Origin of the sequence: Rhizobium grahamii CCGE 502 (genome assembly GCF_000298315.2) — a bacterium.
GTDB lineage: Bacteria > Pseudomonadota > Alphaproteobacteria > Rhizobiales > Rhizobiaceae > Rhizobium > Rhizobium grahamii.
In genome coordinates this window covers 103,056-129,987 of sequence record NZ_AEYE02000003.1, presented here as the reverse complement: position 1 = coordinate 129,987, position 26,932 = coordinate 103,056, and the positions used below count along the sequence as shown (strand labels likewise).

29 protein-coding genes and 1 pseudogene are annotated in these 26,932 nt (G+C 61.5%); 14 read left to right on the top strand and 16 right to left on the bottom strand.

The window, feature by feature from the left end; genetic code table 11:
- The first annotated feature begins 63 nt into the window (after positions 1-63).
- A complete protein-coding gene (gene betC / locus RGCCGE502_RS01770) occupies positions 64-1,578 on the top strand; it encodes a choline-sulfatase (protein WP_016552448.1) in 1,515 nt (504 codons plus the stop codon).
- A gap of 54 nt (positions 1,579-1,632) precedes the next feature.
- Positions 1,633-1,842, top strand: a complete 210-nt coding sequence (locus RGCCGE502_RS01765) for a TOBE domain-containing protein (RefSeq protein ID WP_016552447.1) — start codon at positions 1,633-1,635, stop codon at positions 1,840-1,842.
- Positions 1,843-1,845: 3 nt separating this feature from the next.
- Here RGCCGE502_RS01765 and tsaA read toward each other — a convergent pair whose 3' ends face one another.
- The 5 genes from tsaA to RGCCGE502_RS01740 form a co-directional block, all read right to left on the bottom strand.
- Complete coding sequence (gene tsaA, locus RGCCGE502_RS01760; RefSeq protein WP_016552446.1) at positions 1,846-2,367, bottom strand: tRNA (N6-threonylcarbamoyladenosine(37)-N6)-methyltransferase TrmO; 522 nt, start codon at positions 2,365-2,367, stop codon at positions 1,846-1,848.
- A gap of 9 nt (positions 2,368-2,376) precedes the next feature.
- Positions 2,377-3,147, bottom strand: a complete 771-nt coding sequence (locus RGCCGE502_RS01755; RefSeq protein WP_016552445.1) for an ABC transporter ATP-binding protein — start codon at positions 3,145-3,147, stop codon at positions 2,377-2,379.
- Positions 3,144-4,175, bottom strand: coding sequence for a FecCD family ABC transporter permease (locus RGCCGE502_RS01750; RefSeq protein WP_016552444.1), 1,032 nt, complete (start codon positions 4,173-4,175; stop codon positions 3,144-3,146). Before RGCCGE502_RS01750 ends, RGCCGE502_RS01755 begins: the two co-directional genes overlap by 4 nt.
- 2 nt (positions 4,176-4,177) lie before the next feature.
- The gene (locus RGCCGE502_RS01745; protein WP_016552443.1) at positions 4,178-5,206 is read right to left on the bottom strand and encodes an iron ABC transporter substrate-binding protein; all 1,029 of its coding nucleotides are present in this window, start codon (positions 5,204-5,206) and stop codon (positions 4,178-4,180) included.
- A gap of 62 nt (positions 5,207-5,268) precedes the next feature.
- Complete coding sequence (locus RGCCGE502_RS01740; RefSeq protein ID WP_016552442.1) at positions 5,269-6,852, bottom strand: peptide chain release factor 3; 1,584 nt, start codon at positions 6,850-6,852, stop codon at positions 5,269-5,271.
- A 90-nt stretch (positions 6,853-6,942) separates the two neighbouring features.
- On the opposite strand from RGCCGE502_RS01740, the gene dut reads away from it, so the two are divergent.
- Complete coding sequence (dut, locus tag RGCCGE502_RS01735) at positions 6,943-7,413, top strand: dUTP diphosphatase (protein WP_016552441.1); 471 nt, start codon at positions 6,943-6,945, stop codon at positions 7,411-7,413.
- On the top strand, positions 7,410-8,312 hold the full coding sequence (locus tag RGCCGE502_RS01730) for a GNAT family N-acetyltransferase (protein ID WP_016552440.1): 903 nt from the start codon (positions 7,410-7,412) through the stop codon (positions 8,310-8,312). The genes dut and RGCCGE502_RS01730 overlap by 4 nt, the downstream gene beginning before the upstream one ends.
- Before the next feature lies 1 nt (position 8,313).
- Here the strand turns inward: RGCCGE502_RS01730 and RGCCGE502_RS01725 are convergent, their stop codons facing one another.
- Complete coding sequence (locus RGCCGE502_RS01725; protein ID WP_016552439.1) at positions 8,314-8,760, bottom strand: Lrp/AsnC family transcriptional regulator; 447 nt, start codon at positions 8,758-8,760, stop codon at positions 8,314-8,316.
- 127 nt (positions 8,761-8,887) lie between these two features.
- Between RGCCGE502_RS01725 and RGCCGE502_RS01720 the strand changes: the two genes are divergently transcribed.
- Complete coding sequence (locus RGCCGE502_RS01720) at positions 8,888-9,787, top strand: DMT family transporter (protein WP_016552438.1); 900 nt, start codon at positions 8,888-8,890, stop codon at positions 9,785-9,787.
- A 16-nt stretch (positions 9,788-9,803) separates the two neighbouring features.
- Here RGCCGE502_RS01720 and RGCCGE502_RS01715 read toward each other — a convergent pair whose 3' ends face one another.
- Complete coding sequence (locus RGCCGE502_RS01715; protein WP_016552437.1) at positions 9,804-10,322, bottom strand: Dps family protein; 519 nt, start codon at positions 10,320-10,322, stop codon at positions 9,804-9,806.
- A 240-nt stretch (positions 10,323-10,562) separates the two neighbouring features.
- Here RGCCGE502_RS01715 and RGCCGE502_RS01710 point away from each other — a divergent pair, with 240 nt between their 5' ends.
- A complete protein-coding gene (locus RGCCGE502_RS01710) occupies positions 10,563-11,180 on the top strand; it encodes a LysE family translocator (protein WP_016552436.1) in 618 nt (205 codons plus the stop codon).
- Positions 11,181-11,312: 132 nt separating this feature from the next.
- Positions 11,313-12,275 carry a cysteine synthase A gene (gene cysK, locus RGCCGE502_RS01705; protein ID WP_016552435.1) on the top strand — a complete coding sequence of 321 codons (963 nt, stop codon included), beginning with the start codon at positions 11,313-11,315 and terminating at the stop codon, positions 12,273-12,275.
- A 262-nt stretch (positions 12,276-12,537) separates the two neighbouring features.
- Here cysK and RGCCGE502_RS01700 read toward each other — a convergent pair whose 3' ends face one another.
- The 9 genes and pseudogenes from RGCCGE502_RS01700 to rsmI form a co-directional block, all read right to left on the bottom strand.
- Positions 12,538-14,070 (bottom strand): YifB family Mg chelatase-like AAA ATPase, encoded by a 1,533-nt coding sequence (locus RGCCGE502_RS01700; protein WP_016552434.1) that lies wholly within the window; start codon positions 14,068-14,070, stop codon positions 12,538-12,540.
- A gap of 266 nt (positions 14,071-14,336) precedes the next feature.
- Positions 14,337-15,281, bottom strand: a complete 945-nt coding sequence (gene gshB, locus RGCCGE502_RS01695) for a glutathione synthase (protein WP_016552433.1) — start codon at positions 15,279-15,281, stop codon at positions 14,337-14,339.
- A 94-nt stretch (positions 15,282-15,375) separates the two neighbouring features.
- Positions 15,376-15,885 (bottom strand): cupin domain-containing protein, encoded by a 510-nt coding sequence (locus RGCCGE502_RS01690; RefSeq protein ID WP_016552432.1) that lies wholly within the window; start codon positions 15,883-15,885, stop codon positions 15,376-15,378.
- Between the two features lie 93 nt (positions 15,886-15,978).
- Positions 15,979-17,076 (bottom strand): ABC transporter ATP-binding protein, encoded by a 1,098-nt coding sequence (locus RGCCGE502_RS01685; RefSeq protein WP_016552431.1) that lies wholly within the window; start codon positions 17,074-17,076, stop codon positions 15,979-15,981.
- 11 nt (positions 17,077-17,087) lie between these two features.
- A complete protein-coding gene (gene ugpE, locus RGCCGE502_RS01680; protein ID WP_016552430.1) occupies positions 17,088-17,930 on the bottom strand; it encodes a sn-glycerol-3-phosphate ABC transporter permease UgpE in 843 nt (280 codons plus the stop codon).
- Positions 17,931-17,943: 13 nt separating this feature from the next.
- Positions 17,944-18,921: an ABC transporter permease subunit gene (locus tag RGCCGE502_RS01675; RefSeq protein ID WP_016552429.1), complete on the bottom strand. Its 978-nt coding sequence runs from the start codon at positions 18,919-18,921 to the stop codon at positions 17,944-17,946.
- Between the two features lie 81 nt (positions 18,922-19,002).
- Positions 19,003-20,302: pseudogene (locus RGCCGE502_RS01670) on the bottom strand (extracellular solute-binding protein).
- A gap of 124 nt (positions 20,303-20,426) precedes the next feature.
- Positions 20,427-20,795 (bottom strand): YraN family protein, encoded by a 369-nt coding sequence (locus RGCCGE502_RS01665; RefSeq protein WP_016552428.1) that lies wholly within the window; start codon positions 20,793-20,795, stop codon positions 20,427-20,429.
- Complete coding sequence (gene rsmI / locus RGCCGE502_RS01660; protein ID WP_051158665.1) at positions 20,785-21,654, bottom strand: 16S rRNA (cytidine(1402)-2'-O)-methyltransferase; 870 nt, start codon at positions 21,652-21,654, stop codon at positions 20,785-20,787. The genes RGCCGE502_RS01665 and rsmI overlap by 11 nt, the downstream gene beginning before the upstream one ends.
- Positions 21,655-21,957: 303 nt before the next feature.
- Between rsmI and dnaN the strand changes: the two genes are divergently transcribed.
- The 7 genes from dnaN (at position 21,958) to RGCCGE502_RS37090 (ending at position 26,913) form a co-directional block, all read left to right on the top strand.
- Entirely contained in the window at positions 21,958-23,076 is a 1,119-nt protein-coding gene (gene dnaN, locus RGCCGE502_RS01655) for a DNA polymerase III subunit beta (protein WP_016552426.1), read from the top strand.
- Between the two features lie 116 nt (positions 23,077-23,192).
- A complete protein-coding gene (gene pmtA, locus RGCCGE502_RS01650; protein WP_016552425.1) occupies positions 23,193-23,786 on the top strand; it encodes a phospholipid N-methyltransferase PmtA in 594 nt (197 codons plus the stop codon).
- A 5-nt stretch (positions 23,787-23,791) separates the two neighbouring features.
- A complete protein-coding gene (locus tag RGCCGE502_RS01645; protein ID WP_016552424.1) occupies positions 23,792-24,379 on the top strand; it encodes a histidine phosphatase family protein in 588 nt (195 codons plus the stop codon).
- A gap of 1 nt (position 24,380) precedes the next feature.
- Positions 24,381-25,076: an orotidine-5'-phosphate decarboxylase gene (pyrF, locus tag RGCCGE502_RS01640; protein WP_016552423.1), complete on the top strand. Its 696-nt coding sequence runs from the start codon at positions 24,381-24,383 to the stop codon at positions 25,074-25,076.
- A 24-nt stretch (positions 25,077-25,100) separates the two neighbouring features.
- Positions 25,101-25,388, top strand: coding sequence for a DUF1330 domain-containing protein (locus RGCCGE502_RS01635; protein WP_016552422.1), 288 nt, complete (start codon positions 25,101-25,103; stop codon positions 25,386-25,388).
- A 112-nt stretch (positions 25,389-25,500) separates the two neighbouring features.
- On the top strand, positions 25,501-26,481 hold the full coding sequence (locus RGCCGE502_RS01630; protein ID WP_016552421.1) for a complex I NDUFA9 subunit family protein: 981 nt from the start codon (positions 25,501-25,503) through the stop codon (positions 26,479-26,481).
- Positions 26,482-26,760: 279 nt separating this feature from the next.
- Positions 26,761-26,913: a hypothetical protein gene (locus RGCCGE502_RS37090; protein WP_016552420.1), complete on the top strand. Its 153-nt coding sequence runs from the start codon at positions 26,761-26,763 to the stop codon at positions 26,911-26,913.
- Positions 26,914-26,932 lie beyond the last annotated feature (19 nt).

Here is a 26,932-nt window from a genome sequence, read left to right as displayed (position 1 = left end):
GGCTGGAATAGCGCAGCGGACACGGCTAAGTTCCCACTCCCGCAAAACCGAAGGACGATACGCATGGCGCGCCCGAATATTCTCATCCTGATGGTGGATCAGTTCAATGGCACGCTGTTTCCCGACGGGCCGGCTGATTTTCTCCATGCACCGCATCTGAAAGCCTTGGCGCAGCGTTCGGTACGTTTCGCCAACACCTACACGGCAAGTCCGCTTTGCGCGCCGGCACGCGCATCCTTCATGTCCGGGCAATTGCCGAGCCGGACCCGCGTGTATGACAACGCCGCCGAATTCGCGTCGGACATTCCGACCTTCGCGCACCATCTGCGCGCTGCGGGCTATCACACCGCCCTTTCCGGAAAGATGCATTTTGTCGGCCCCGACCAGCTGCATGGGTTCGAGGAACGGCTGACCACCGATATCTATCCCGCCGATTTCGGCTGGACACCCGATTACAGCAAGCCCGGCGAACGCATCGACTGGTGGTACCACAATCTCGGCTCGGTCACCGGTGCCGGCGTGGCCGAGATCACCAACCAGATGGAGTATGACGACGAGGTCGCCTACAACGCGACCCGCAAGCTCTACGACCTCTCACGCCGTCAAGACGACCGCCCCTGGTGCCTGACGGTGAGCTTTACCCACCCGCACGACCCCTATGTCGCACGCCGCAAGTATTGGGATCTCTACGAGAATTCCCCAGCGCTCGATCCCGAGGTCGGCGCAATTCCGTTCGACGAGCAGGATGCGCACTCGCAGCGCCTGCTGAAGGCCTGCGACTACGATGCGTTCGAGATCACGCCGGAACAGATCCGCCGCGCACGCCAAGGCTACTTCGCCAATATCTCCTACATCGACGACAAGATCGGCGAGATCCTCGATGTGCTCGAGCGTGCGCGCATGGCGGACAATACCATCGTGCTGTTCGTTTCCGACCATGGCGACATGCTGGGCGACCGTGGCCTCTGGTTCAAGATGTGCTTCTTCGACGGTTCGTCGCGCGTGCCGCTGACGATTGCGGCACCGGGCTGGGCACCTGCCTCTATCCACCAGCCGGTCTCGACGCTCGACGTGACGCCGACGCTCGCGGCACTGGCGGGCATCGACATCGCCAAGCTCGCACCATGGACGGATGGCGAGGATCTGACGCCGCTTGCCATCGGCACCGGCGGTCGTGGCCCGGTGCCGATGGAGTATGCCGCCGAGGGGTCGGAAGCCCCGCTCGTCTGCCTGCGTGACGGCCGCTTCAAGCTGACCCTGTGCGAAAAGGACCCGCCAATGCTGTTCGATCTCGAGGCGGACCCAAAGGAATTGAAGAACCTTGCTGGCGATACTGGACATGCCGGTGTTCTCGCCGGACTGACGGCCCAGGCCGAGAAGCGCTGGAACCTGCAGAGCTTCGACGCCGCCGTGCGCGAAAGCCAGGCGCGCCGGTGGGTGGTCTACGAGGCGTTGCGGAACGGCGCCTACTATCCCTGGGACTACCAGCCGCTGCAGCGGGCTTCCGAGCGCTACATGCGCAACCACATGGATCTGAACGTGCTGGAGGAAAGCCAGCGCTATCCGCGCGGCGAGTAGATTGCAGCGGCACACCTTAGCCACTACTGTCCGCATGCAAAACAGGAGGCTTCCATGAAGATCAGTGCACGCAATCGCTTGAAAGGAAAGATCGTCGAGGTGAAGAAGGGTGCGACCACGGCACACGTCCGCATCGATATCGGCGGCGGTTCCATCGTCACGTCCTCGATCACCAACGAGGCCGTCGATGAGCTGGGGCTGGCCGTCGGCGGCGACGCCTATGCGGTCGTCAAGGCCTCTGACGTTATGGTCGCGGTCGACTGACCGTCAGGCCTTCTTGCAATAATGCGCGACGTCGTCGCCGGTCTGGAAATCTCCGGGCTGCGGCGGCGCGATCGGCTTGAACAGCGTGCGATCGGGCTTCAGGTCGAGCAGCGGCGTGCCGTCAAGGCAATCCATCCCTCGCACCAGCAAGACGCCGTCTTCGACCCCTTCCAGCTTGACGATCGAAGTACCGATCGGGTTTGGCCGCACCGGCGAGCGAAGCGAAAACGTGCCATGGACTTTTCCGCTGTTGGCCGGACTTTGCAGAACAAGATCGCGGCGTGATCGATCGAGCCAATAGAGGATCTCCAGACGCTCGAAGGCTTCGACTCCCTGGAGAGCCTGTCTCCACGGCTCGAATATCTCGATCCTGCAAAGCGGACCGTCATGCCGCCCCTGGCGCGGCGTCTCCATACGCGAGGTCCAGGGGGTCGAGATACGCCCGATGAACACCAGCCCCGCATCCGTCGCCGGCGGCAGGTCGACGGCGACTTCGTTTTCCCGGATTTCATTCTCGCGTACCATCAGTCTCTCCTACAGGCGTGGCGCGCAGAGGCGGACACTACTGCCCGGCAGCGAGCCGACCACGACATCGATATCGTATATGTCCTTCATCGTCTCCGGCGTCAGCACCGCTTCCGGGCGGCCGAGCGCCCGCAGCCGCCCGTCATGCAGCAGGGCGACGCGATCGGCGACGAGGAAGGCGTGATCCGGATCATGGGTCGAGAAGATCATCGAAAGGCCACTGTCGGCAAGCTGGCGGATGCGCGACAAAAGCCGCATGTGATTGCCGAAGTCGAGGTTTGCGGCAGGTTCGTCCATCACCATGATCGATGGCGCCTGCGCCAGCGCCCGGGCGATCAAGGCCAGTTGCCGCTCGCCGCCGCTGATCATCGTATAGACACGGTCGGCAAGGGCGGCGATTCCGAGGGAATCAAGTGCTGCCTCCGCCGCCGCAACATCGACCGCACCAGGCGTCTCGAAAGGTCCGAGATATGGGGCCCTTCCCATCAACACCACGTCGCGGACGGAGAACGGAAACACCGAGGCGTGCGCCTGTGGCACGTAGGCGATGCGGCGCGCGCGTTCGCGCCGCGACCACTCGGAAAGCGGGCGACCGTCGAGCCTGATATTGCCCGATCGCGGCGGCAGCAGGCCGAGTATCGTCTTCATCAGCGTCGTCTTGCCGGCTCCGTTCGGCCCGAGCAACGCCAGCACCTCGCCGCGTCCAAGTTCCAGCGTGACGTCCTGTGCCACCATGCGGCCGGCATAGCCAAGGGAAAGGGCCTCGAGCGCAAGCCTCATTGCCAGCCCCTCCTGCCCGATGCCAGAAGCCACAGGAAGAAGGGCGCGCCGACGACGGCCGTCAGAATGCCGAGCGGAATCTCGATCATGGCGAGGCTGCGGGCCAGCATGTCGACGACCAGCAGATAGGCGCCGCCGAGCATCATCGAGGCCGGCAGCAGCCGACGGAAATCCGGGCCGACGAGCATCCGTGCGATATGCGGAATGACGAGGCCGATCCAGCCAATGGTACCGGTGACGGAGACCGAAGCAGCGGTTACCAGCGTCGCGCCGGCGATCAGCACGAGGCGCATACGCCCGGTATCGATACCCATGCTTTGGGCTTCGTCCTCGCCGAGCGTCATCAGGTTCATCCGCCAACGGAACAAGGCCAATGGCACGATGCCGATGACAAGCGCCGGCAGGATCGACAAGACGTCGAAGCGAGTGACCGCCGTCAGGCTGCCGAGCAGCCAGTAGGTGATCGCCGGCAGCTGGTCATAGGGATCGGCGAGGATCTTGACGAGCGAAATGCCGGCGCCGACCAGCGCCCCGATGGCGATGCCAGCAAGCACCAGCGTCAGCGCCGGATCGCGATTCCGGACGGCAAGGCCGACCAGATAGACGGCGGCGACAGCCAGCAGGCCGCCGGCGAAAGCGAAGAGCTGGATCGCGGCCACCGGCAGCGACAGGAAGATGGCGGTGACGGCCCCGAGGCTCGCGCCGGCGGAGACGCCGAGGATGTCGGGTGAGACCAGCGGATTGCGGAAGATCCCCTGATAGGTGGCGCCGGCTGCCGCAAGCGCTGCCCCGACGCAGAGCCCTGCAGCAACCCGCGGCAGGCGAACATTAAAGAGCACGGTTTGAAGGATCGGGTCGGCCTTGCCGCCAACAAGCGCCGTTTTTACTACGTCGAAGACAGCGAATGGCCCTGCCCCATATTTGCCGACGGTCATCGAGACCAGGCAAAGCACCAGCAGGCCAGCCAGACCACCGGCAATCCAGCCGTTGTGCGGCCTCGCCGCGACCGTCTCCACCTCTGCTGCCATCGTCACTTCACCTGCGCGGAGCCTTTCATCAGGGCAGCAAGCTGCCCGTCCGTCAGATCGACCTGATAGAAGAGCTTGTAGAATTCACGAACCTCGCCGGATAGATCGGCCGTGAAGACATCAGGATAGAGCAGCTTTTCCAGCCAGGCGATACCAATCAGCCGGTTGATGCCGGGCGGAGAATCGGACCAGCCGAAGGGCAGGCTCGGTGTCACGACGACGCGGCCCTGCCTGACGGCCTCGACATTCGCCCATAGCGGATCGCCTTTGACGGCCGCCGCGAACTTGCTGCTGGCGGCGAGGATCGTATCCGGGTTCCAGCCAAGGATCTGTTCCAGCGACACTTGCGTCAGCCCGCCCTTGCCGGCTGCCGCCGCCACATTGGTAGCACCCGCTGCTTCGAGGATTTCGAGGTTGATGGAGCCGGAAAGGCCGGTCTCCAGCCCTTCCGGGCCGCGGCCATAATAGACATGCGGCCGCTTGTCGGCAGGAACGGCGGCAAGCTTCTGTTTGAGGTCGGCGAGCTTGCCCTCGGCATAGGTTGCCAGCGTCTCTCCCCGCTCGTTGACGCCGAGGATATCGCCGACCTTGCGCAGCGTTTCGGCGCTGCCGGCAAAACTGCCGTCGATCAGCACATAGGGAATGCCGGTCTGCGCCTGCACCTTGTCGGCAAGCGAGCTATAGGTGGCGTTCACCGTGCCGACATCGAGGATGAGGTCCGGCTTGGCGTAAAGCACTGCCTCGATATTGGCGGTGCCGCCCTTGCCGGTGAGTTGCCCGAAGACCGGAAGATCGCGGACAGCCGGCAGAAGATAAGCTTTTTCGGCATCGCCCGGCGCGCGCACCCAGCCGGCGAGCTTTTCCGGCGCCAGCACATAGGCAAGGACCGAGGCCGGTGGGCCGGCTGCCATCACCCTCTCGATCCTGTCGGGGATCTCGACCTCGCGGCCGGCGGCATCGGTGATCGTGCGCGCTTCTGCAAGCGGCAGGAAGACAAGCAGAAAGAGGAGAAAGGCCGGAAAGAGCTTCATCGGTGCCGCCTGTTGGTTTGTCGCAGGCGGCACTATCGCATAGCGTTATAGCCTAAGGAATATCACGCGACCTTAACGGCGTGATATTCCTTCAGTGCTGCCATCTTGATCGCCGGATAACGCTCGGCCTCGTAACGCAGCGAAAAGCTGTCCTGCGCCAGGAACACCGGATCATGATCCAGGTCCCGCGCGATATCGCCGCGACGCGCGGTTATGAATTTTTCGAGCTCTGCCGGCTGATCGGCCGAAATCCAGCGGCAGACGGAGAAGCGCGACATTTCAAAGGAGACCGGCAGGCCGTATTCGGCCATCAGGCGCTCCTTCAGAACATCAAGCTGCAGCGCGCCGACGACGCCAACGATAGCCGGCGAACCATCTTCCGGCGAAAACAGCTGGACGACGCCTTCTTCCGCCATCTGCTGCAGCGCTTCCTTCAGCTTCTTCGCCTTCATGGCATCTTCCAGGCGTACGCGGCGCAGGATTTCCGGCGAGAAGTTCGGCACGCCCTGGAACACCAGCGACTCGCCTTCCGTCAGCGTATCGCCGATGCGCAGCGTGCCGTGATTGGGAATGCCTACGACGTCGCCGGCATAGGCAGTATCGGCCAGCTGACGCTGCGACGCGAAGAAGAACTGCGGCGCGGTGAGGCCAAGCTGCTTGCCGGTGCGCGACAGGCGAGCCTTCATGCCGCGCTCGAGCTTGCCCGAGCAGATGCGGGCAAACGCGATACGGTCGCGATGATTGGGGTCCATGTTCGCCTGGATCTTGAAGACGAAGGCCGTCATCTTGTTGTCGGTCGCCTGCACGGTGCGGATATCGGCGACCTGATCGCGCGGCGGTGGCGCAAATTCGCCGAGCGCATCGATAAGGTCGCGAACGCCAAAATTGCGCAGCGCCGAACCAAAGAAGACAGGCGTCAGGTGACCCTCGAGGAAAGCCTTCCTGTCGAAGGGCTTGCAGGCCTCGATCGCCAGCGTCGTCTCCTCGATGAACGCATCACGCTCGTTCTCCGGCAGGCGATGGGCTACCATCTCGGGATCGGTGACCTTGGTCATGATCTCCTGCGTGTCCGAAGCACGCACCTCGTTGTTCGCCAGGTGGTAGGTGCCGCAGAAGGTCTTGGAACGGCCGATCGGCCATGTCACCGGTGCGCAGTCAAGCGCCAGCTTCTCCTCGACTTCGTCAAGGATCTCGAAGGGATCGCGGCTTTCCCGGTCCATCTTGTTGATAAAGGTGATGATCGGAATGTCGCGCATGCGGCAGACTTCAAACAGCTTCAGCGTCCGCGGCTCGATACCCTTGGCAGCGTCGATCACCATGACGGCCGCGTCGACCGCCGTCAGCGTGCGATAGGTGTCGTCAGCGAAGTCCTCGTGACCGGGCGTATCGAGGATGTTGAAGACATTGTCCTTGTACTCGAACGTCATGACCGAGGTGACGACCGAGATACCGCGCTCACGCTCGATCTTCATCCAGTCGGAGCGCGTCTGCATGCGATCCTTCTTTGCCTTGACTTCGCCGGCAAGCTGGATGGCACCGCCGAACAGCAGCAGTTTTTCGGTGAGCGTGGTCTTACCCGCGTCCGGGTGTGCGATAATAGCGAATGTGCGGCGGCGGGAGACCGCCTCGGCGAGACTTTCGGCCATGATGTGAATCCTGTGGAATTGCGGCGTATCTAGCGATTAAAGCCCCGCATTGCAATTGACCTTGGCGCTTCGGGCGCAAACTAATGGGGCATGACCATTCATGCCGATACGCGCCCGACGCTCAACATCATCCGCCTTGCCAACGGCAAGGACCTCGAACTGCCAGCCTACGAAAGCAAGGGGGCTGCCGGCATGGACCTGCGCGCCGCCGTCGATGCCGACGCGCCGACCATCCTCGGGCCTGGCAAGCGCGCGCTGGTGCCGACCGGTTTCATCTTCGAAATTCCGGAAGGATTCGAGGGCCAGGTGCGTCCGCGCTCCGGCCTCGCCTTCAAGCACGGCCTCACCTGCCTGAATACGCCCGGCACCATTGACAGCGACTATCGCGGCGAGGTCAAGGTTCTGCTGATCAACCTCGGCGACGAGCCGTTCGAGATCACCAGAGGCATGCGCATCGCCCAGATGGTGATCGCACCGGCGATTCAGGCCCATATCTGCGAAATCTCCGAGGCGACCGCTACGGCGCGCGGCGCCGGTGGCTTCGGCTCGACGGGGGTATGACCTCCAAGGGGATCGATCATTCCGGCTTGACCTTCCGCCAAGACTATTTCGGCGACCTCGAGGCATGGCAGGCACTGGTCGATCTCCTGAAGGACACATTCGATATCGATATCGGCCCATTGCAGGAAATGGGCGGACCCGACCCTAGCAGCATGCCCTTCGGCTGGTTTGACCGCGATGGCCTGCTTGCCGCCAATCTTTCGGCCTTTGCGATGCCCCTCGTCATCAACGGTCGAACACTGAATGCCGCCGCATTCCAATCGGGCGCGGTCCGGCCGCCCTGGCGCGGACGCGGCCTGTATCGCGACCTGACCCGGAAGGCGCTCGCCTGGTGCGAGGAGATGGGCTTCGAGGCGATCGCCCTCTACACGGACAAGCCGTCACTGTATGAACCCTACGGATTCCGCTCGCTCGCGCTGCATGCCTATTCAGGCAAGGCGCCGGCTGCCTCAAAGGCGCAAACGCCGGCCCGGCGCCTCGATCCGCTCGACGCGGCAGACCTCACGCTACTGCGCGCGGCTTTGAAGGCCCGCGAACCAGCCTCAGACGTGCTCGCCGTGTGTCAGAGCGCCGCGATGTTTCTCATCAACACACAACTCGACCCCGGCGTCAGGGTCAGTTGGATGGAACAGGAACAGGCCGCGATTGCCTGGAAGACCGAGCCGCCGGGACGTTTGATTCTCCTCGACATCGTCACGGCCGATATCCCCTCGCTGACCTCGATCATCGGAGCTCTAGACATAGAGCCTGACGCCGTCGACATGTTGTTCTGCCCTGACAAACTCGGGTGGAACGGAGAGGCGCGATCGCTCGACGGCCACACGCACTTCATGATCCGCACACCCGGCGCAATCACCTTTGATCGACCGGCAATGCTGTCGCCAATGGCCGATTTCTGAGCTATCGCTCTCGCGCGAGCGGCGGCAGACGGCGCTTTACCGGTGATGCCTTGACCATCGAGGTACTGGTTTCGGCCTTCTCCGCCACCTTGTCGAGGATCGCGTCGAGTTCCGCCATAGAGGAAACGACAAGCCGGGCAATGAAACAGTCATCACCCGTCACCTTGTCGCACTCCACGAACTGGGGCGTATCCTGGATGATGCGCTGGACTACATGCAACTGTCCCGGCAGCGGCCGGACGCGCACGATCGCCTGCAGCGGATATCCGAGCGCCGCGGCGTCGATATCAATTGTGAACGCGGCAATGATCCCGCGTTCCTCAAGGCGGCGGAGACGTTCGGCGGCGCTGGGCGAAGAGAGGCCCGCGGCCTGCGCCAGTTCCTTCAAGGAAATGCGGGCGTTCTCCGCCAGTGCCTGCAGGATTTTCTGGTCGACCGCATCGACCAAGTTGTCATTAGGCAATACAGACACTTTTCCTCACAAAGATAGGACGATTGCACGACGAGCCTAATGGAATTTATATAAATCACGATGACTCCGCAATATTCTTTCTCCATCAACACGGAGAGATGTGATGCACAGCGAAGTTCGCGCCGGCACTGCCCAAATGACGACTGCAATGCTGATTTCAGGAACCATCGGCTGGTTCGTCGTGATGTCCGGCCAGCCGGTGAGCGGCGTGGTGTTCTGGCGCTGCTTCTTTGGCGCGATCAGCCTGCTCGCCGTCTGCGCGGTCACGGGACTGCTGCGACCGGGCGTCATCAGCTTCACGGCGCTTGGGATTGCGGTCTTCGGCGGCGTTGCCATTGTTCTCAATTGGCTGCTGCTGTTTGCGTCATACGGCCACGCCTCGATTTCGATAGCGACGACCGTCTACAATACGCAACCCTTCATGTTGCTTGCCCTCGGTGCGCTTTTTCTCGGCGAGAAGATCACCTCCGCGAAGCTGCTGTGGCTGACGCTGGCCTTTGGCGGAATGGCGGCCATCGTCGAAGCCAAGCCGGCGACGTCAGGCGAACACGAGGGCTATGCGATTGGGATCCTTTTGGCGCTCGGCGCCGCGTTTTTCTACGCGCTGGCAGCCCTCGCCGCGAAATGGCTCAAGGGAACGCCGCCGCATCTCATAGCGCTGATACAGGTTACCACCGGCGTGCTGATGCTGCTGCCGATCGTGAACTTCTCGGACCTGCCAACCGACGGACAGTCCTGGTCAATCCTTGCCACCATGGGCATCGTTCATACGGGGCTGATGTATGTGCTGCTCTACGGCGCGATCCAGAAGCTGCCGATCCATCTGACAGGAGCGCTGTCGTTCATCTATCCGATTGCCGCAATCGTCGTCGATCGAGTGGCCTTCGGGCATGCGTTGCAGCCGCTTCAACTTGTTGGCGCTGCCGTCATTCTTGTCGCCGCGGCCGGCATGAACCTTGGCTGGACGCCCGCGCAGTTGCTGCGTGCGCGGGCAAACTCATAGACTGAGGACGCTCGAGCTACTTCTGCTGACGCGTCGTTTCGAACAGGAACCAAGTGCGGCGCTCGGCTTCATCGATCCAGACTTCCAGCAGACTTGTTGTAGCGAAGTCATTGTGCTCGGAGCAGACATCGTGGGTTTCGCGCAACAGCGATACAAGCTGCCTATTGTCGTCGCGCAGTTCCGCCAGCATGTCCTCCGGCGTCACATACTCAGCATCATTGTCATTGATGCGCTGCAGGCGACCGATATGGCCGATGGAACGCAACGTCGTGCCGCCGATCTTGCGAGCGCGTTCGGCAATCGCATCGGTCGTGGCAAAAATCTGCTCAGCCTGCTCGTCGAGCATCAGGTGATAGTCGCGGAAATGCGGCCCCGACATATGCCAATGGAAATTCTTGGTCTTCATGTAGAGCGCGAAGACGTCGGCCAGCAGCGCCGCTAAAGCGGCCGAGATGTCCTGGATGGCATTCCCTTTCAGGTCCGTCGGAGTGGCAAGTGGGGCGAGTTTGCGCTTTTCGGCTGCGTTGAGGCTCATCGATGTCTCCTTTGGCGAACAGTAGGTATTGGTCGGTATCGAGGGGCTCATTGCCCATTGCCCCTCCGATTTGGTTGTTGGCGCGATGCCGGCCTTCACAGCTTCGACCCCGCCTTGGAACTAGAACCGTCACAACAAGCGTCAATAGCAGCCATGCACTGCAGCCTAGTGACAGAGCGTCACATCCTTGAAATCCACCGTTCGCAGGCGTAGAAGGCGCCTGAAGCAGGAGCTCGCACCATGTCCCTCACCGCCCTTTTTGCATATGCTGCGGCCCTTTTCATCGCTGCCGCCATCCCCGGACCGGGCATCACGGCGATCGTCGCGCGCGCACTCGGCTCGAATTTTCGCGAGACCTTCTTCATGGGCCTCGGCCTAGTGCTTGGCGATATGACCTATCTCACGGCCGTCATTCTCGGCCTCGCTTTCGTGGCGCAGACGTTCACCGAACTCTTCATTGTCATCAAGATCGCCGGTGCGCTTTATCTCTGCTACATCGCTTACAAGCTCTGGACGGCCGGCCTGCTGCCCCACGACATCGCGGCCAGGAAGGCGAGCAATGTCGGCATGAGCTTCCTGTCCGGCCTGCTGGTAACACTCGGCAATCCCAAAACCATGCTGTTCTATGTCGCACTGGTGCCGACTTTGATCGACATCAACAGCATCGGGCTTCGTGAATATGGTGTCCTTTTGGCAACCACCTTCGTCGTCCTGCTTGTGGTTTTGGTCCCCTATATGCTGCTTGCGTCCCGTGCCCGGCTGATGCTCAAGCAACCGCGTGCGCTGGCGGCGCTGAACAAGACGGCGGCAGGTATTCTCGCCGGCACGGCCGCCTTCATCGCCACCCGCGCCGCCTGAAAAATTCATTCGACAAAGCCCCGTTCCTAAAGGATTTTTTCTCGCCTGATCGCTTCTGGCGGATGAACCCACACTGGCCTCCATCCATCTTTGACCCTATTCTCTCCGCACGTTTCACCAAGGGAGAGCCTAATGTCGAAGAAACCGGGCCGCGGCCGCATCTATTCCTCGATCACCGAGACCATCGGTGACACGCCAATCGTGCGGCTCGACAAGCTCGCCAAGGCGAAGGGCGTCAAGGCGAACCTCCTGGCGAAGCTGGAATTCTTCAATCCGATCGCTTCCGTGAAGGACCGCATCGGCGTCGCAATGATCGAGTCGCTGGAGTCACAGGGCAAGATTTCGCCCGGCAAGACGACCCTGATCGAGCCGACATCTGGCAATACCGGAATTGCGCTTGCCTTTGCCGCTGCGGCCAAGGGGTACAAACTGATCCTGACGATGCCGGAAACCATGTCCGTCGAGCGCCGTAAGATGCTGGCGCTGCTCGGCGCCGAACTCGTGCTCACCGAAGGTCCGAAGGGGATGAAGGGCGCGATCGCCAAGGCCGAGGAATTGGCGGCGACACTCCCCGACGCGATTATCCCGCAGCAGTTCGAAAATCCCGCCAATCCGGAAATCCACCGCCGCACGACAGCCGAGGAGATCTGGAACGATACCGACGGTGCGGTCGATATCCTGGTTGCCGGCATCGGTACCGGCGGCACCATCACGGGTGCCGGCCAGGTGCTGAAATCGAAGAAGCCTGGCTTCAAGGTCGTCGCCGTCGAACCTGCGGAATCCCCCGTCCTTTCCGGCGGCCAGCCGGGCCCGCACAAGATCCAGGGCATCGGCGCGGGCTTCGCGCCGGCAATCCTCGACACCCATATCTACGACGAAATCGTCACGGTCAGCAGCCCCGAGGCGCTTGACCTTGCCCGCGAGGTTGCCAGGCTGGAAGGCGTGCCGGTCGGCATTTCCTCTGGCGCAGCCTTGGCCGCCGCAATCAAAATCGGCAGCCGTGAGGAGAACGCGGGGAAAAACATCGTCGTGATCATCCCCTCCTTTGCCGAACGTTATCTCTCCACGGCCCTGTTTGAGGGGCTTGGCAGCTAAGCCGGCATTCCTGACACGGGGCACACCAGCTTTCTGACAAGGTCTTAAGGCTCGTCGGGACGGATGCCCATCCATCGTCACCCCGGCCGAGCGCCGGGGTCCAGCGCGCGCAGGTCCTTGCGCGCGTTCCGTTCGCACAGCAGACCCGGTGCCACTGGATGCCGGTTCAACAAGGGTCGGCATGACGGAAAAAACGATCGTCCGGCAAGAAAGAACACCTCGTCACCAGTCTGAGGGCGCTTTCTGGCGCTCCTTTCGATTTTCAGGCGGGCGTGGTCAGACGTTCGCCGGCGATGCGATAAGAGATCGCCTCGGCAAGATGGATGCGACCCACCATCTCGCTGCCATCAAGATCCGCCAGCGTACGCGCGACCTTTAGGACACGATGATATCCGCGCGCCGAGAACTTCATTTTTTCGGCTGCGTCGCGGAGCAATTGCAGGCCGGAAGCATCCGGTGCGGCGTATGTCTCGATCATGGCGGTCGAGCACCGGGCGTTGGTCCCGATTGCCCCCGGCCCCGCCGCCTTGAAGCGATCCCGCTGAATCTCGCGCGCACGGGCGACGCGGCGGGCGATATCAGCGCTCCTTTCAGCAGGCATTGGCCTGATGAGATCAAAAGCCGAGACAGCCGGCACATCGATGCGGATGTCAATGCGATCCATCAGCGGGCCTGAAATGCGCGACTGATAGTCCGTCACGCAGCGTGGACCACGTGCGCAACTATGGCCGGGTTCGCCGGCCATGCCACAGCGACAGGGATTCATCGCCGCGACGAGCTGGATGTTGGCCGGATAGGCCACACGATGATTGGCACGGGCGATGATGCATTCGCCTGTTTCCAACGGCTGCCGTAACGCATCGAGCGCCTGCGGCGAAAACTCGGGAAACTCATCGAGAAACAGAACGCCGTGGTGGGCCAGTGACGCCTCGCCGGGCTTTGCGCGCAGGCCGCCTCCGACGAGGGCTGCCATGGTGGCGGAATGATGCGGCGTACGGAAGGGGCGTCGATCCGAGAGCTTCCCGCCGGATAATTGTCCGGCTACCGAATGGATCATCGAGACTTCCAGAAGCTCGGCAGCGGAAAGCGGCGGCAGGATCGAGGGCAAGCGCGCTGCAAGCATGGATTTTCCGGAGCCGGGCGGGCCGATCATCAAGAGGTTATGGCCGCCGGCCGCCGCCACTTCCAGCGCCCGCTTGGCACTTTCCTGCCCCTTGATGTCGGCAAGGTCAGGCAGGCTGACAGTGTTTGTGCGGATCGAAGGTTCGGGACGGGAGAGAACCTGGGTACCGCGAAAATGATTGGCAAGCGCGATCAGGCTGCGCGGCGCAAGGATGTCGATACTCGGTCCGGCCCAGGCCGCTTCCGCACCGCTTTCGGCCGGGCAAATCAACCCCTTGCCGATGGCGTTTGCGCCAATCGCGGCCGGCAACGCCCCGGCGACGGGAGCAATCGTGCCATCCAGGTTGAGTTCGCCAATCACAACGTAGTCGGAAAGCGCATCCGCCGGAATGGCGCCGAGGGCCGCCATTAGGCCAAGGGCGATCGGCAGGTCGAAATGGGAGCCTTCCTTGGGCAGGTCCGCCGGCGCGAGGTTGACAGTAATCTTCTTGGCTGGGAGGGCCAGGCCCGAGGCGTGCAGCGCGGCGTGAACCCGCTCGCGGCTTTCCGCCACCGCCTTATCCGGAAGACCGACGATCTGCGTCACGACCCGCCCGGGCGCGACCATGACCTGAACTTCAACCGGAACACCCTCAATGCCCTGAAATGCAACCGTGCTGACGCGTGCGACCATGCCCCATCCCCTGTGCCGCAACCCACTACACTGCAGTTTAACGACGTATCATTGTCGCGAATTGCAATCTTGCATAGAAACAGGAATGAAACAAGAACAATAAAAGAACAGATTCAAGCTAACGCTGCAGGCAGGTTGTGGCGGGTTGCAGAGACGGAACAAACCGGTGCACTTGCCCCGACCGCATCGAGCGGGAGCATCCGGAAGGGACGAACTGCCTGCAAAACCCGCCCGTCCGTTCTCGGCGCCCGGCGACAAAACGATGCCTACCGCTTCTGCTCGATTGCGTCCCACAACAAGGCTGCGATATCGGCACCGCCAAATTTGCGCACTTCGCGGATACCGGTCGGCGAGGTGACGTTGATCTCCGTCATATAGTCGCCAATGACGTCGATGCCGACGAAAAGGAAACCGCGCTCTTTGAGTGCGGGGCCGATGCGCTTGCAGATTTCGATCTCGCGGGCGGTCAGTTCAGTCGCCTCGGCGCGTCCGCCGACATGCATGTTGGAGCGGCTGTCGTGTTCGGCGGGCACGCGATTGATTGCGCCGACCGGCTCGCCGTCAACGAGCAGGATGCGTTTGTCGCCCTTGCGAACATCAGGAAGGTACTGCTGCGCGATAAAGGGTTCGCGGAAGAGCTGACCGAACATTTCGAGCAGCGACGACAGGTTGCGGTCGTCCCTTGTCGAATGGAAAACCCCGGCGCCGCCATTGCCGTAGAGCGGCTTCAAGATGATGTCACCCATCTCATCGCGGAAGCGGCGAATTTCCGCTGCATCCTTGGTGATCAGCGTCTTTGGCATCAGATCGGCAAATTCGGTGACGAAGATCTTTTCGGGAGAGTTCCGCACCCAGGCCGGGTCGTTGACGACGAGCGTCTTCGGATGGATCCGCTCCAGCAGGTGGGTCGAGGTGATGTAGGCCATGTCGAACGGCGGATCCTGGCGCAGCAGGATGACGTCCATGGTGGAAAGATCGACGCGTTCGGGCGCCCCAAGCTCGAAATGATCGCCCTTGACGTCGCGCAACACCATCGGCTCCACCGTGGCGTACAGATTGCCGTCTCTGAAGCTCAGGCGCTCGGGCGTGTAATGGAAGAGCTTGTAGCCGCGAGCCTGCGCTTCCAGGCTCATCGCAAAGGTGGAATCGCCCGCAATATTGATGCCGGCAACATGGTCCATCTGGACCGCTACGTTCGTGATCTTAGCCATTTCTGTCCCTTAGCTGATGCCGGACAGATGTAGGCTGCAGATGCCCCGAACGCAACGCCAATCAACGGCTTCGTTGTGACGAAACCGGAAATCGTCAGGCGGCGATACCGCTCTTTTGGACGTCGCCGCGCAGCAGGCTTTTCAGCCGGTAGGCGAGCGCGACGGGCTTCGGGAACGGCTTCCTCAGGAAGGCCACCTTGCGCACATAGTCGTCCACGCGCCAACTGGCCCAGCTGCCCGCCGCGAAGAAGGCAACATCGCCGGCTTGCAGCGTCCGCTCCGTGCCGTCCTCGGCAACGATATGGACGCCGCCCTCGAGGATCATCACCGTTTCGTCCCAGTAGAAGTACCAACGGAATTCGCCGGCCGTGCAATCCCAGATAGCCGTATAGGCTGCATCGTCATGGCTGCGCGAATGCTCGCCGGTGCGTGCCTGGGGGTTGCCGCTGATGACCCAATCCGGATTGATCGGCGTCGCGCGCATGTCGAAGGTATCGCCGGACTTTGCCACGAATGTCTTTGCTTGCGGCTGCGGCAGACTCGGAAAGGGCGCCACGCGCGCGGCCATCGCCACCACGCTTGCCAGCATCATATGAATACCCATGAGCCCCCCTGCTATCCAATCCGTTTCGGGATAGCAGAGAGTCGTAAAGGCACCGTACAGGCGATCGGTACAATTTTAAGGATCAATCAGGGGTCAGGCGATTTCCGTTTTGACCACGGCGGCCGGCGAAGCTACCGTCTCGCCGATGCGCTTGCCCGTCTCGTGATTGAAGAAATGCAGCCGCTCTGCGCCAACAATCAGCCGCAGTTCGGACTTCAGCTCAACTTCGGGCGACAGGACCGCCGTCAACTGTTGATCGCCAAGACTTCCGTGCACCAGGCGCTGTGAGCCAAGCTCTTCGACGTAGTCGATCGCGACCGTCATGGCATGTTCACCGGCACCGGCAAGGCGCAGGTCCTCGGCCCGAATGCCGACCGTGACAGGCCCTGATGTCGGCGCAAGCCCCGCAAGGTCGATCATGCTTGGCCCCAGTGCGAGCTTATCGCCATGTAGTTCGCCCTTGAGGAGGTTCATGGCAGGCGAGCCGATGAAGCTCGCCACAAAGGTGGAAGCCGGGCGATGATAGACCTCGAGCGGTGTACCGATCTGCTCGATTTCGCCGTGGCTGAGAACCACGAGGCGGTCGGCCAGCGTCATCGCCTCCAGCTGGTCGTGGGTGACGTAGAGCGAGGTGGTTCCGAGGCGACGCTGCAGGCGCTTGATCTCGCCACGCATGGAAACGCGCAGCTTGGCATCGAGGTTCGACAGCGGCTCGTCGAAGAGGAACGCCGCGGGCTTGCGGACGATGGCGCGGCCCATGGCGACGCGCTGGCGCTGGCCACCGGAGAGCGCGCGCGGGCGGCGGTCGAGATAGGGCTCGAGCTGCAGCGTGCGGGCGGCCTCGGCGACGCGCGCGTCGATCTCGGCCTTCGGCGTCTTGCGGTTTTTCAGGCCGTAGGCGAGGTTGTCGTAGACGGTCATGTGCGGGTAGAGCGCATAATTCTGGAAGACCATGGCGATGTCGCGATCAGCCGGGTCGATGCTGTTGACCACCCGGTCACCGATGCTGACGGTGCCGTCGGAGATCTCCTCCAGCCCCGCCACCATGCGCAGCAGCGTGGACTTGCCGCAGCCGGACGGGCCGACGAGGACGATGAACTCACCATCGGCGATCGAGATATCGACGCCGTTCACGGCGCGGACGCCGCCATGATAATCCTTGCAGACCTTCGAGATTTCGATCCGTGCCATGGTTTTCTTCCTTACTTATCGCTCTCGGTTAGGCCCTTGATGAACCATCTCTGGAAAATCACGACGATCAACACCGGCGGCAGCATGGCCAGCACGGCGAGTGCAAAGGCTTCGTTGTAATCGGGAATTTGCGAACCGACCCAGACCTGCAGGATCGACTTGATGCCGCGCATGAGCGTGAAGAAGCTCTCGTCGGTGGTCATCAGCATGGGCCAGAGATACTGGTTCCAGCCATAGACGAACATGATGATGAAGATCGCCGCCATCATGGTGCGCGACAGCGGGATCAGGATGTCGACGAAGAACTTGAACGGCCCGGCGCCATCGATGCGGGCGGCCTCCAAGAGTTCCTCGGGGACGGACTTGAAGAACTGGCGGAAATAGAAGGTGCCGGTCGCGGACGCGAGCAGCGGCACGATCAGGCCGGTGTATGAGTTCAGCAGTCCGAGTTTGCTCATGACTTCGTAGGACGGCATGATGCGCACTTCGAGCGGCAACAGCAGCGTCGTGAAGATGACCCAGAAGGCAAGCGTGGCGAACCGGAAGCGGAAGTAGACGATGGCGTAGGCCGCCATCATCGATAGCACGATCTTGCCGACGGCAAAGCCGACACCAAGGATCAGCGAGTTCAGCACCATGTTGAGGCCGGTGATCTCGCCGGTGAAGCCGCCCTTCTGGGTGAGCACTTTCTCGTAGGTGCCGACGAAATTGTCGCCGGGCGTGATCATCAGGCCCTTGGTGTGGATTTCGGCCGCTTCGTGAGTCGAGGTCATGAAGGCGACGATCACGGGCAGGATCAAAAACAGCGAGCCGAGGATGAGGATCAGGTGATCGAGAGGTTTCGTCTTGTACATTGGTCTTCCCCGATCACGTGTAGTGGATCCGCTTCTCGATGAAGCGGAACTGGATGATGGTGAGGACGAAGACGACGATCATCAGGATGACCGACTGCGCCGAGGAGCTGCCGATATCGTTGCCGCGGAAGCCGTCCATGTAGACCTTGTAGACAAGGGTGATCGGATTGTTGGCCGGCTTGTCCTTCACCATCACGTCGATGACGCCGAAGGTGTCGAACAGGGCGTAGGTGATGTTGATGATCAGCAGGAAGAAGGCGGTTGGCGCGAGCAACGGCAGCGTCACCGTCCAGAACCGGCGGAAGCCGGAGCGGCAGTCGATGGTGGCGGCTTCGCGCACGGAGACCGGCACGCCCTGAAGGCCGGACAGGAAGAAGATGAAATTGTAGGGGATCTGTTTCCAGACTGCGACGACGATCAGCGCAAAGGCTGTGTCGTAGTAGTTGAGACCGACCTGCATGTCCCAACCGAACCAGGCCGCCAGCTTGACGAAGGGACCGATATGCAGGTCGAAGAACATCATGCCTATGAGGCCGGCGACCGGCGGGGCGATCGCGTAAACCGAGATCAGCAGCGTCTTGTAGGCGGAACTGCCGCGAATGACGGCATCGGCCTTGACCGCCAGCAGCAGACCGAGTGCCAGCGAGAAGAAGGTTACCAGTGCCGTGAAGACAACCGTGAACTTGGCGATAGCAAGATATTCGGGGCTGAAGATCACATCGGTATAATTGCTGAGGCCGACGAAGGTCGAGCCGAAGCCGAAGGGATCCTCGATATAGAAGGACGACTGCACCGCCTGCACGGACGGCCAGTAGAAGAAAATGAAGATCACCGCGAGCTGCGGCGCCAGAAACAGATACGGGATGAGCGATGGCGAGAACTGGACGCGCTTGGCGCCTGCCGGCTCGGCGGCGGCTGCCGGTTTCCTGGCGCCTACCGCACGGCCCGAAATGAACCGGCCGAAGCGGGGTTGGGATGGAGTGTAGGCCACGCGCGGTCCTCTATCGCTGATGGGATCTCCCTTCCGAGGAAAGGAGATCCCTATTGACTGTCACAGTCGAGGTGGCTGAAATCAGCCGGCCGTCTTTGCGAAACGGGCGAGAAGTTCGTTGCCTTCCTTCTCGATAGTGTCGAAAGCGTCCTTGACGGTGGTTTCACCAGCGAAGATGCGGTTGTACTCGCGCTCCATGATCGAGCGGATCTGCGGGTAGAAGCCGAGGCGGTAGCCCTTCGACCATTCGCCGCCTTCCAGCTTCAGCTGCTTGATACCGACTTCGGCGACAGGCTCCTTCTCGTAGTAGCCTTCCTTCTTGGCGAGATCGTAGGCTGCTTCGGTGATGGCGACGTAGCCGGTTGCCTGGTGGTAGAACTTCTGGATCTCAGGCGAGGTTAGGAACTGGAAGAAGTCGGCAACGCACTTGTTTTCGGCTTCCGGCTTTCCAGCCATCGCGAAGAGGGCAGCGCCGCCGATGAAGGTGTTCTTGTCGGCGCCGTTGATCGAACCCCAATAGGGCAGGAAGGTTGCCGAGAAGGGCATGGTTGCCGTCTTCTTCAGGCCGCCGAAAGAGCCCGAGGAACCGATCCACAGAGCGACCTTGCCTTCTTCGAAGGGCTTCTGGTTGTCGTTCCAGCCAGCGCCGTAGTAGGCGAAGTAGCCTTCATCCTTCCAGGCCTTCAGCTTTTCGAACATCATGATGAGGTTCGGGTCTGTGACCTTCAGCTTGGTGTCGGTGATGCTGTCGTAACCGTTGTTGTTGGTCGCGAACTGGATGTTGTTGCGCGAGAAGAAGTTCTCGGTGAACTCCCAGGTCAGCTGCGTCTGGACGAGCGGGATGTAACCGGCTTCCTTGAGCTTCGGAGCGATTGCTTCGAACTCTTCCCAAGTCTTCGGGGGTTTCGACGCCAGCCTTCTTCAGCGCTTCCGGGTTGGTGTACATGATCGGAGCGGAAGAGTTGAACGGCATACCGACGAACTTGCCGTCAGCAGCAGCGTAGAGATAGCGAACGCCGGGGATGAAGGCGTTGCGGTCGAACTTGTAGCCGGCGCTGTTGATCAGGTCTTCAGCCGGAATGACGGCGCCCTTGGCGTTGATGATAGTGGCGGCGCCAGCGTCAAACACCTGCAGGATGTTCGGCTGTTCGCCCGAACGGAAAGCGGCAATGCCGGCTGCGAGCGCTTCTTCGTACGATCCCTTGGAGACCGGCGTGATGGCGCAGCTCGTCTGCGAAGCGTTGAACTTCTGTGCAACCTCGTTGATGACTTCGCCGTTGCGGCCGCCCATGCCGTGCCACCAGGTGATGTTGGTCGCAGCAAAGGACGACGACGCCGAAAAGCTAACCGCCATAGCGGCCATAGAAATCTTCTTGAACATGGCTAATCCCTCTCCACCAGTTATTGGGGTGAGGAGTGCAATAGAGGCCTTCCATGACGCCTCCTTGATGATTTGATGACGGGACTGTTACAGTCGGCTCTTTTTGCACGCGAGTGCAAAGAGGTCAGAAGGCGTTCGGAAAATGACGCGGCAGGCGGCCGGGCAGGATGGCCACAATATCGTAACGCTGCGAAAGCAAAGCATAATCGCGTTGACGCTGCAGCCATAGATCACTGGCCGCCCTGATCCGGTTTTGCGCCGTTGGCGACACGGCGTTGATCGCACCCATCTCCTCGCGACGCGCCTTCACTTCAACAAAAATCGCCAGATTGCCCTTGCGTGCAATGATGTCGATCTCGCCGAGCTTGGTGCGATAGCGCATGGCGACGATGCGGTAACCCTTCAGCATGAGATAGACAGCAGCGAGATACTCGGAGAGATGGCCCCGGCGAAGCGCCCTGCGGCGGTCGGCGGCAGGAGTCCTATCGCCCATCGCCGCCCTTCATGTCGAGAAGACGCTGGTAGAGCTCCTTCTTGGAGACGCCGGTCAGCTTTGACGCTTCCGCGGCAGCCTTGGAGGTTGGCAAGGTTTTGGCTAAGTCCGCCAAGATCGCATCGACATCGGCTGCTTCGACCGCCCGCTCGGGAGGTGGTCCGATGACCAGCACGATCTCGCCCTTGACGTTATCGACATCGGCGTAGCGCGCCGCGAGCTCGGCCAGCGTCCCACGGCGAAACTCTTCATAGGTCTTCGTCAATTCGCGACAGACGGATGCCGCGCGATCGCCGCCGAGTACATCGGCGGCAGCGGTCAACGTAGCAGCAATGCGATGGGGCGATTCAAAGAACATCAGCGTTGCGGGAACTGCCTCGAACTCCGCCAGCCGATCACGGCGGGCCTTGTCCTTGGTCGGCAGAAACCCCGCGAACAGAAAGGCGTCGTTCGGCAGCCCGGACCCGACCAGAGCCGCAAGCGGCGCGGAGGCGCCGGGAATCGGCACGACGCGATAGCCCATCTCGATGGCGCTCTGCGCGAGGCGGTAGCCGGGATCGGAGACCAGCGGCGTTCCGGCGTCCGAGACGAGCGCCACAGACTTTCCGGCCTCCAGCGCCTGCAAAAGCCGCGGCCCAGCCTCGTCAGCATTGTGTTCGTGATACGCATAGGGGCGGTTCTGAATGCCAAACCGGTCAAGCAAGACGCGGGTGACGCGCGTGTCTTCGCAGGCCAGGACGTCGGCGCCGGCAAGCGTTTCCAAGGCACGCAGCGTGATGTCGCCGAGATTACCGATCGGCGTCGCGACGAGATAGAGCGCCGGCTCCAATGGTCGTGCCGGAACGGACATATTGTGCATGCGGAAGCTGCGTTGCCTGCCGCCATCGGCCGTCACATCGTCATTGCTCAAGGTATCGATACTCTTCTCTGGTTTCCGCTGTTATGGGCGAGACCCCGCCTTTCGGCAAGGCCGCAGCAATTTCTGTGTGCATTGCACCGGAAAACGGCAATTGCAGTGGCGCGGCCATTTGCGCCTCTTGCAATCGGTCTCAAAATCCTGCCATTTTGCCTATCCACTCTACGGTCCCTTTTGGGCAAAGGCATTCCTTGCGGCGCGCAGCATGCGCGCCCAAGCAGTAACGGTCGAAAGCGGTAGCATCCCATGCGTATTACAATTGAGCGGTCCAACCTTTTGAAGTCGCTGAACCACGTGCATCGCGTGGTCGAACGCCGGAACACGATCCCGATCCTGTCCAACATCCTGCTGCGCGCCGATGGTCAGAACCTCGACATGAAGGCGACCGACCTCGATCTCGAGGTGACCGAGGCGACGCCTGCGAACGTCGAACAGGCCGGCGCTACCACCGTTCCTGCCCATCTTCTTTACGACATCGTGCGCAAGCTGCCTGACGGTTCCGAAGTCCTGCTGGCGACGAGCACAGACGGCGGCTCGATGACTGTCGCGTCCGGTCGCTCCAAGTTCTCGCTGCAGTGCCTGCCGCAGTCCGACTTCCCGGATCTCACCGCCGGCACCTTCAGCCACACCTTCAAGCTGAAGGCGACGGACCTCAAGATGTTGATTGATCGCACCCAGTTCGCGATCTCGACCGAGGAAACCCGCTACTATCTGAACGGTATCTTCTTCCACACCATCGAAAGCCAGGGCGATCTGAAGCTGCGCGCCGTCGCAACCGACGGCCATCGCCTCGCCCGCGCCGACGTCGATGCGCCATCGGGCTCCGAAGGCATGCCCGGCATCATCATCCCGCGCAAGACCGTCGGTGAACTGCAGAAGCTCGTCGATGTTCCGGATGCGATGGTGACCGTCGAAGTGTCGGACGCCAAGATCCGCCTCAGCATCGGCCCGATCGTCATGACCTCGAAGCTGATCGACGGCACATTCCCGGATTACCAGCGCGTTATCCCGGCCAACAACGACAAGGAAATGCGTGTCGACTGCACGACGTTCGCGCAGGCCGTCGACCGCGTCTCGACGATCTCCTCCGAGCGTGGTCGCGCCGTCAAGCTCGCTCTCTCTGACGGCCAGTTGCTGCTCACCGTCAACAATCCGGATTCGGGCAGCGCGACGGAAGAAGTCGCCGTTGGCTATGACACGGACGCGATGGAAATCGGCTTCAACGCCAAATACCTGCTTGATATCACCGCACAGCTTTCCGGCGATGAAGCGATCTTCCTGCTCGCCGATGCGGGATCGCCGACGCTCATTCGCGACACGGCCGGCGACGACGCCCTTTACGTGCTGATGCCGATGCGCGTCTAGGCGCGCGTCGCATTTGCCGTGCAAACTTTGCCAATTGCGACGTCTGCCCTTGTTTTTCCCGGTGACTGACTGCAATTAGGGAGCGGGCTGTTTTGTTACATATCTAGGAGGACGGAATGGCGTTGCGCCTGAAGGAACGGCTGGGCAAGAAGTTTGACGAAGAAATCCGCTTCTTCAAGGGAATGATGCAGGGGCCGAAAACCGTCGGTTCGATCGTTCCCACCTCCTCCATTACGGCCCGCAAGATGGCAAGCGTCATCAATCCGCACTCCGGACTGCCGGTCCTTGAGCTCGGACCCGGCACCGGGGCGATCACCAAAGCCATTCTCAGTCGCGGCGTGAAGCCAGGAAATCTGGTCGCCGTCGAATATTCGACCGACTTCTACGAACATCTGGTCCGGCTCTATCCGGGCGTGAACTTCATCAATGGCGACGCGTTCAATCTCGACAAGACGCTCGGCGCCATGAAGGATCAGACGTTTGATTCCGTCGTTTCCGCCGTGCCGCTGCTGAACTTTCCGATGCAGGCCCGTATCGCGCTGCTCGAGAGCCTGCTCGACCGCCTGCCTGCCGGCCGGCCCGTTGTCCAGATTTCCTACGGCCCCGTGTCGCCGATCATCGCGCGGCCGGATCGCTACCATATCCAGCACTTCGACTTCATCGTCCGCAACATTCCGCCGGCGCAGCTCTGGATCTACCGGCGCGGCTGAACCAGGTGTTCGGCCTCTACATCACGCATCCGCAGGTGAAGATCGACCCTCATGTCCCCGTGCCGAGATGGGGGCTGTCGGAGGTCGGTACCGCGCGCGCCTGCAAGGCCGCGGAACGAGGCTGGGTAAGGCAGTTGCGCCGCATCATATCCAGCGACGAGACAAAGGCGATCGAGACCGCCGAGATCCTCGCAGCCGCAGCCGGGCTGACCGTCGAGATCGTCCACGACATGCATGAGAACGACCGCTCGGCGACTGGTTTCCTGCCCCCGCCGGAGTTCGAGAAGGCGGCCGACTGGTTCTTTGCGTATCCCGAGGCAAGCTTCAAAGGCTGGGAGCGAGCGATCGACGCCCAACACCGCGTCGTTGCCGCTGTCGCCGATATCCTCGCGTCGCACAATCCCGCCCTGCCCATCGCATTCGTCGGACACGGAGGTGTCGGTACGCTGCTCAAGTGCCACCTTGAGGGTCGCCCGATCCAGCGACATGGCGATCAACCGGCAGGCGGCGGCAATCTCTACTGTTTCAGCCTTGCGGATCGACGCCCTTCGTGCGACTGGACGCCTATCGAAGAGTGGCAGGGATGGATGTGACATGGACGCACGCGAACGCCTGATCGTCGGGCTGGATGTTCCAACGCTTGGAGAGGCCGAAAGGATCGTCGATACGCTCGGCGACGACGTCGTTTTCTACAAGATCGGCTATCAGCTGGCCTTTGCCGGCGGCCTGGAATTTGCGCGTGATCTTGCCAGGAGCGGCAAGAAGATCTTCCTCGACATGAAGCTGCTCGACATCGACAACACGGTTGCCTCAGGCGTCGAGAACATCGTCAAGATGGGCATGTCGATGCTGACGCTGCACGCCTATCCGAAGGCGATGAAAGCTGCGGTCGAAGCGGCGAAGGGCTCCGATCTCTGCCTCCTCGGTGTCACCGTGCTGACATCGATGGACGAGCAGGACTTGATCGCCGCCGGCTACGAGTATGATCCGCATACGCTCGTGCTGCGCCGCGCCGAACAGGCCCATCTCGCCGGCATGGGCGGCATCGTCTGCTCCGCAGAAGAATCCTCGGCCGTGCGCAAGATCATCGGCCCCGATATGGCGCTCGTCACGCCGGGCATTCGCCCTGCCGGTGCCGACAAGGGCGACCAGAAGCGCGTGATGACGCCGGCCGACGCACTGAAGGCCGGCTCCAGCCATCTGGTCGTTGCCCGCCCGATCGTCAAAGCCGCCGATCCTCGCGAAGCCGCACGGGCGATCCTCGCCGAAATGGCGACCGTCCTACAATAACCAAGCATGCCAGGGAGCACTCAGATGGCAAAAGCATACTGGATCGCACGCGTCGATGTTCGCGACCTCGAGCGTTACAAGGACTATGTCGCGGCAGGAAAGCTGGCCTTCGACAAGTACGGCGCCAACTTCCTCGCCCGTGGCGGCGCGATCACGGAGCTCGAGGGCAAGTCCCGCGCACGCAACGTGGTCATCGAATTTCCCTCGATGCAGCACGCCGTCGATTGCTACAATTCACCGGAATACCAGATCGCAGCGAAAATCCGCCAGGAAATCGCCGATGCCGAGATGGTCGTCGTCGAAGGCATCTGAGACGAGTTCTAAGCGGTGAGAACTGCGTCGCGATGGCCCTTTTCGTCGCGCCGTGATTGGTCTAAGACGAAACCACATCGACCACACACCTGAGCCTCTCGAGGAGCCTGCCATGACCCTTGCCAACCTGCCGCCACTCGTCACCGTGTTCGGAGGGTCCGGCTTCATCGGCAGGCATATCGTTCGCGAGCTGGCAAAGCGCGGCTACCGCATCCGTGTTGCCGTCCGCCGTCCCGATCTCGCCGGCTTCCTGCAGCCACTCGGCAATGTCGGCCAGATTTCTTTTGTCCAGGCGAACCTGCGCTACCGCAACTCGGTCGATCGTGCGGTCGACGGCGCCGACTATGTGGTGAACTGCGTCGGCATCCTCCACGAAGCCGGCCGCAACTCCTTCGAGGCGGTTCAGGAATTCGGTGCGCGTGCGGTTGCCGAAGCCGCGCGCGGCGTCGGTGCCAAGCTGATCCACATCTCGGCGATTGGCGCACATGCCCATTCTGACTCCGGATATGCCCGCACGAAGGGTCGCGCCGAGGCGGCAATCCACGCGATCAAGCCGGACGCCATCATCTATCGTCCGTCGGTGGTCTTCGGCCCCGAGGACAGCTTCTTCAACAAGTTCGCCGACATGGCGCGCATGTCGCCGATGCTGCCGCTGATTGGCGGCGGCAAGACGAAATTCCAGCCGGTCTACGTCGTAGACGTTGCCGAAGCGGTCGCAAAGGCTATCGAGGGCAAGGTTGCCGCCGGCGAAATCTTCGAGCTTGGTGGCCCCGAAGTGCTGACGTTCCGCGAATGTCTCGAAATCATGCTGAAGACAACCTGGCGCAAGAACCGCCTCGTGTCGCTTCCGTTCGGCATCGCCTCGATGATCGGCAGCATTGCCTCGCTCGTTCCGTTCATCACGCCGCCGATCACGGCGGACCAAGTGCGCCTTCTGAGGAAGAACAACGTCGTCTCGAAGGAAGCCGAAGCCGAAGGCCGCACGCTGAAAGGCATCGGCGTCACGCCCACTCTGGTGAGCTCGGTCATCGGGTCGTACCTCGTGCAGTATCGTCCGCACGGCCAATACACCGGCTCGGGCAAGGCCGCCTAAGGCTGCTGCCACTTCTATCTAGGTGTGCCGCTCGCGGGATCGCGGGCGGCATTTTCTTGGAAGAGTTTTCCGGAATCGCGCAAGTTGCGCGTGCTTTTTTCTCTGTGCCGGCAAGGCACTCGTTGCATAAAAGCCGCACCAAAAAATTAGCGGAATTAACACCAAATTTAGCAGGAACATTTATTGCTATTTGTCATTCCACTGACTACACACCCCGCGCGTCTCCCAATGGACTCAGCGCCTTGACGGCGCGCTAACGACTTTGAAAGGCTTTCTTCGATGGGTAGGTCAATCGCGCTTCTGTTTGCGTGCGCGGCGCTGGTTATTCTGGCAGGCTCCTTCATTGCACCCGGCTCGGTTGCGGCGGTGAAGGGCGAGTGCTCGCCAGCTTATGGCATCGATCCCTGCGAGACCGGCTCCATCAGCCGGTAATGAAAAACCGGCGCTCTTC

What these genes read in the sequence shown, in the direction of transcription:
- RGCCGE502_RS01750 (WP_016552444.1), bottom strand. Translation starts at nt 4,175, where the DNA reads ATGGCAGCAGAGGTGGAGACGGTCGCGGCGAGGCCGCACAACGGCTGG.
- ugpE (WP_016552430.1), bottom strand. Translation starts at nt 17,930, where the DNA reads ATGTACAAGACGAAACCTCTCGATCACCTGATCCTCATCCTCGGCTCG.
- dut (WP_016552441.1), top strand. Translation starts at nt 6,943, where the DNA reads ATGACCATTCATGCCGATACGCGCCCGACGCTCAACATCATCCGCCTT.
- RGCCGE502_RS01755 (WP_016552445.1), bottom strand. Translation starts at nt 3,147, where the DNA reads ATGAGGCTTGCGCTCGAGGCCCTTTCCCTTGGCTATGCCGGCCGCATG.
- RGCCGE502_RS37090 (WP_016552420.1), top strand. Translation starts at nt 26,761, where the DNA reads ATGGGTAGGTCAATCGCGCTTCTGTTTGCGTGCGCGGCGCTGGTTATT.
- gshB (WP_016552433.1), bottom strand. Translation starts at nt 15,281, where the DNA reads ATGGCTAAGATCACGAACGTAGCGGTCCAGATGGACCATGTTGCCGGC.
- rsmI (WP_051158665.1), bottom strand. Translation starts at nt 21,654, where the DNA reads ATGCACAATATGTCCGTTCCGGCACGACCATTGGAGCCGGCGCTCTAT.
- RGCCGE502_RS01685 (WP_016552431.1), bottom strand. Translation starts at nt 17,076, where the DNA reads ATGGCACGGATCGAAATCTCGAAGGTCTGCAAGGATTATCATGGCGGC.
- RGCCGE502_RS01740 (WP_016552442.1), bottom strand. Translation starts at nt 6,852, where the DNA reads ATGGCCGAAAGTCTCGCCGAGGCGGTCTCCCGCCGCCGCACATTCGCT.
- pmtA (WP_016552425.1), top strand. Translation starts at nt 23,193, where the DNA reads ATGGCGTTGCGCCTGAAGGAACGGCTGGGCAAGAAGTTTGACGAAGAA.
- betC (WP_016552448.1), top strand. Translation starts at nt 64, where the DNA reads ATGGCGCGCCCGAATATTCTCATCCTGATGGTGGATCAGTTCAATGGC.
- RGCCGE502_RS01690 (WP_016552432.1), bottom strand. Translation starts at nt 15,885, where the DNA reads ATGGGTATTCATATGATGCTGGCAAGCGTGGTGGCGATGGCCGCGCGC.
- RGCCGE502_RS01710 (WP_016552436.1), top strand. Translation starts at nt 10,563, where the DNA reads ATGTCCCTCACCGCCCTTTTTGCATATGCTGCGGCCCTTTTCATCGCT.
- RGCCGE502_RS01715 (WP_016552437.1), bottom strand. Translation starts at nt 10,322, where the DNA reads ATGAGCCTCAACGCAGCCGAAAAGCGCAAACTCGCCCCACTTGCCACT.
- pyrF (WP_016552423.1), top strand. Translation starts at nt 24,381, where the DNA reads ATGGACGCACGCGAACGCCTGATCGTCGGGCTGGATGTTCCAACGCTT.
- RGCCGE502_RS01630 (WP_016552421.1), top strand. Translation starts at nt 25,501, where the DNA reads ATGACCCTTGCCAACCTGCCGCCACTCGTCACCGTGTTCGGAGGGTCC.
- tsaA (WP_016552446.1), bottom strand. Translation starts at nt 2,367, where the DNA reads ATGGTACGCGAGAATGAAATCCGGGAAAACGAAGTCGCCGTCGACCTG.
- cysK (WP_016552435.1), top strand. Translation starts at nt 11,313, where the DNA reads ATGTCGAAGAAACCGGGCCGCGGCCGCATCTATTCCTCGATCACCGAG.
- RGCCGE502_RS01635 (WP_016552422.1), top strand. Translation starts at nt 25,101, where the DNA reads ATGGCAAAAGCATACTGGATCGCACGCGTCGATGTTCGCGACCTCGAG.
- RGCCGE502_RS01730 (WP_016552440.1), top strand. Translation starts at nt 7,410, where the DNA reads ATGACCTCCAAGGGGATCGATCATTCCGGCTTGACCTTCCGCCAAGAC.
- RGCCGE502_RS01700 (WP_016552434.1), bottom strand. Translation starts at nt 14,070, where the DNA reads ATGGTCGCACGCGTCAGCACGGTTGCATTTCAGGGCATTGAGGGTGTT.
- dnaN (WP_016552426.1), top strand. Translation starts at nt 21,958, where the DNA reads ATGCGTATTACAATTGAGCGGTCCAACCTTTTGAAGTCGCTGAACCAC.
- RGCCGE502_RS01665 (WP_016552428.1), bottom strand. Translation starts at nt 20,795, where the DNA reads ATGGGCGATAGGACTCCTGCCGCCGACCGCCGCAGGGCGCTTCGCCGG.
- RGCCGE502_RS01720 (WP_016552438.1), top strand. Translation starts at nt 8,888, where the DNA reads ATGCACAGCGAAGTTCGCGCCGGCACTGCCCAAATGACGACTGCAATG.
- RGCCGE502_RS01745 (WP_016552443.1), bottom strand. Translation starts at nt 5,206, where the DNA reads ATGAAGCTCTTTCCGGCCTTTCTCCTCTTTCTGCTTGTCTTCCTGCCG.
- RGCCGE502_RS01765 (WP_016552447.1), top strand. Translation starts at nt 1,633, where the DNA reads ATGAAGATCAGTGCACGCAATCGCTTGAAAGGAAAGATCGTCGAGGTG.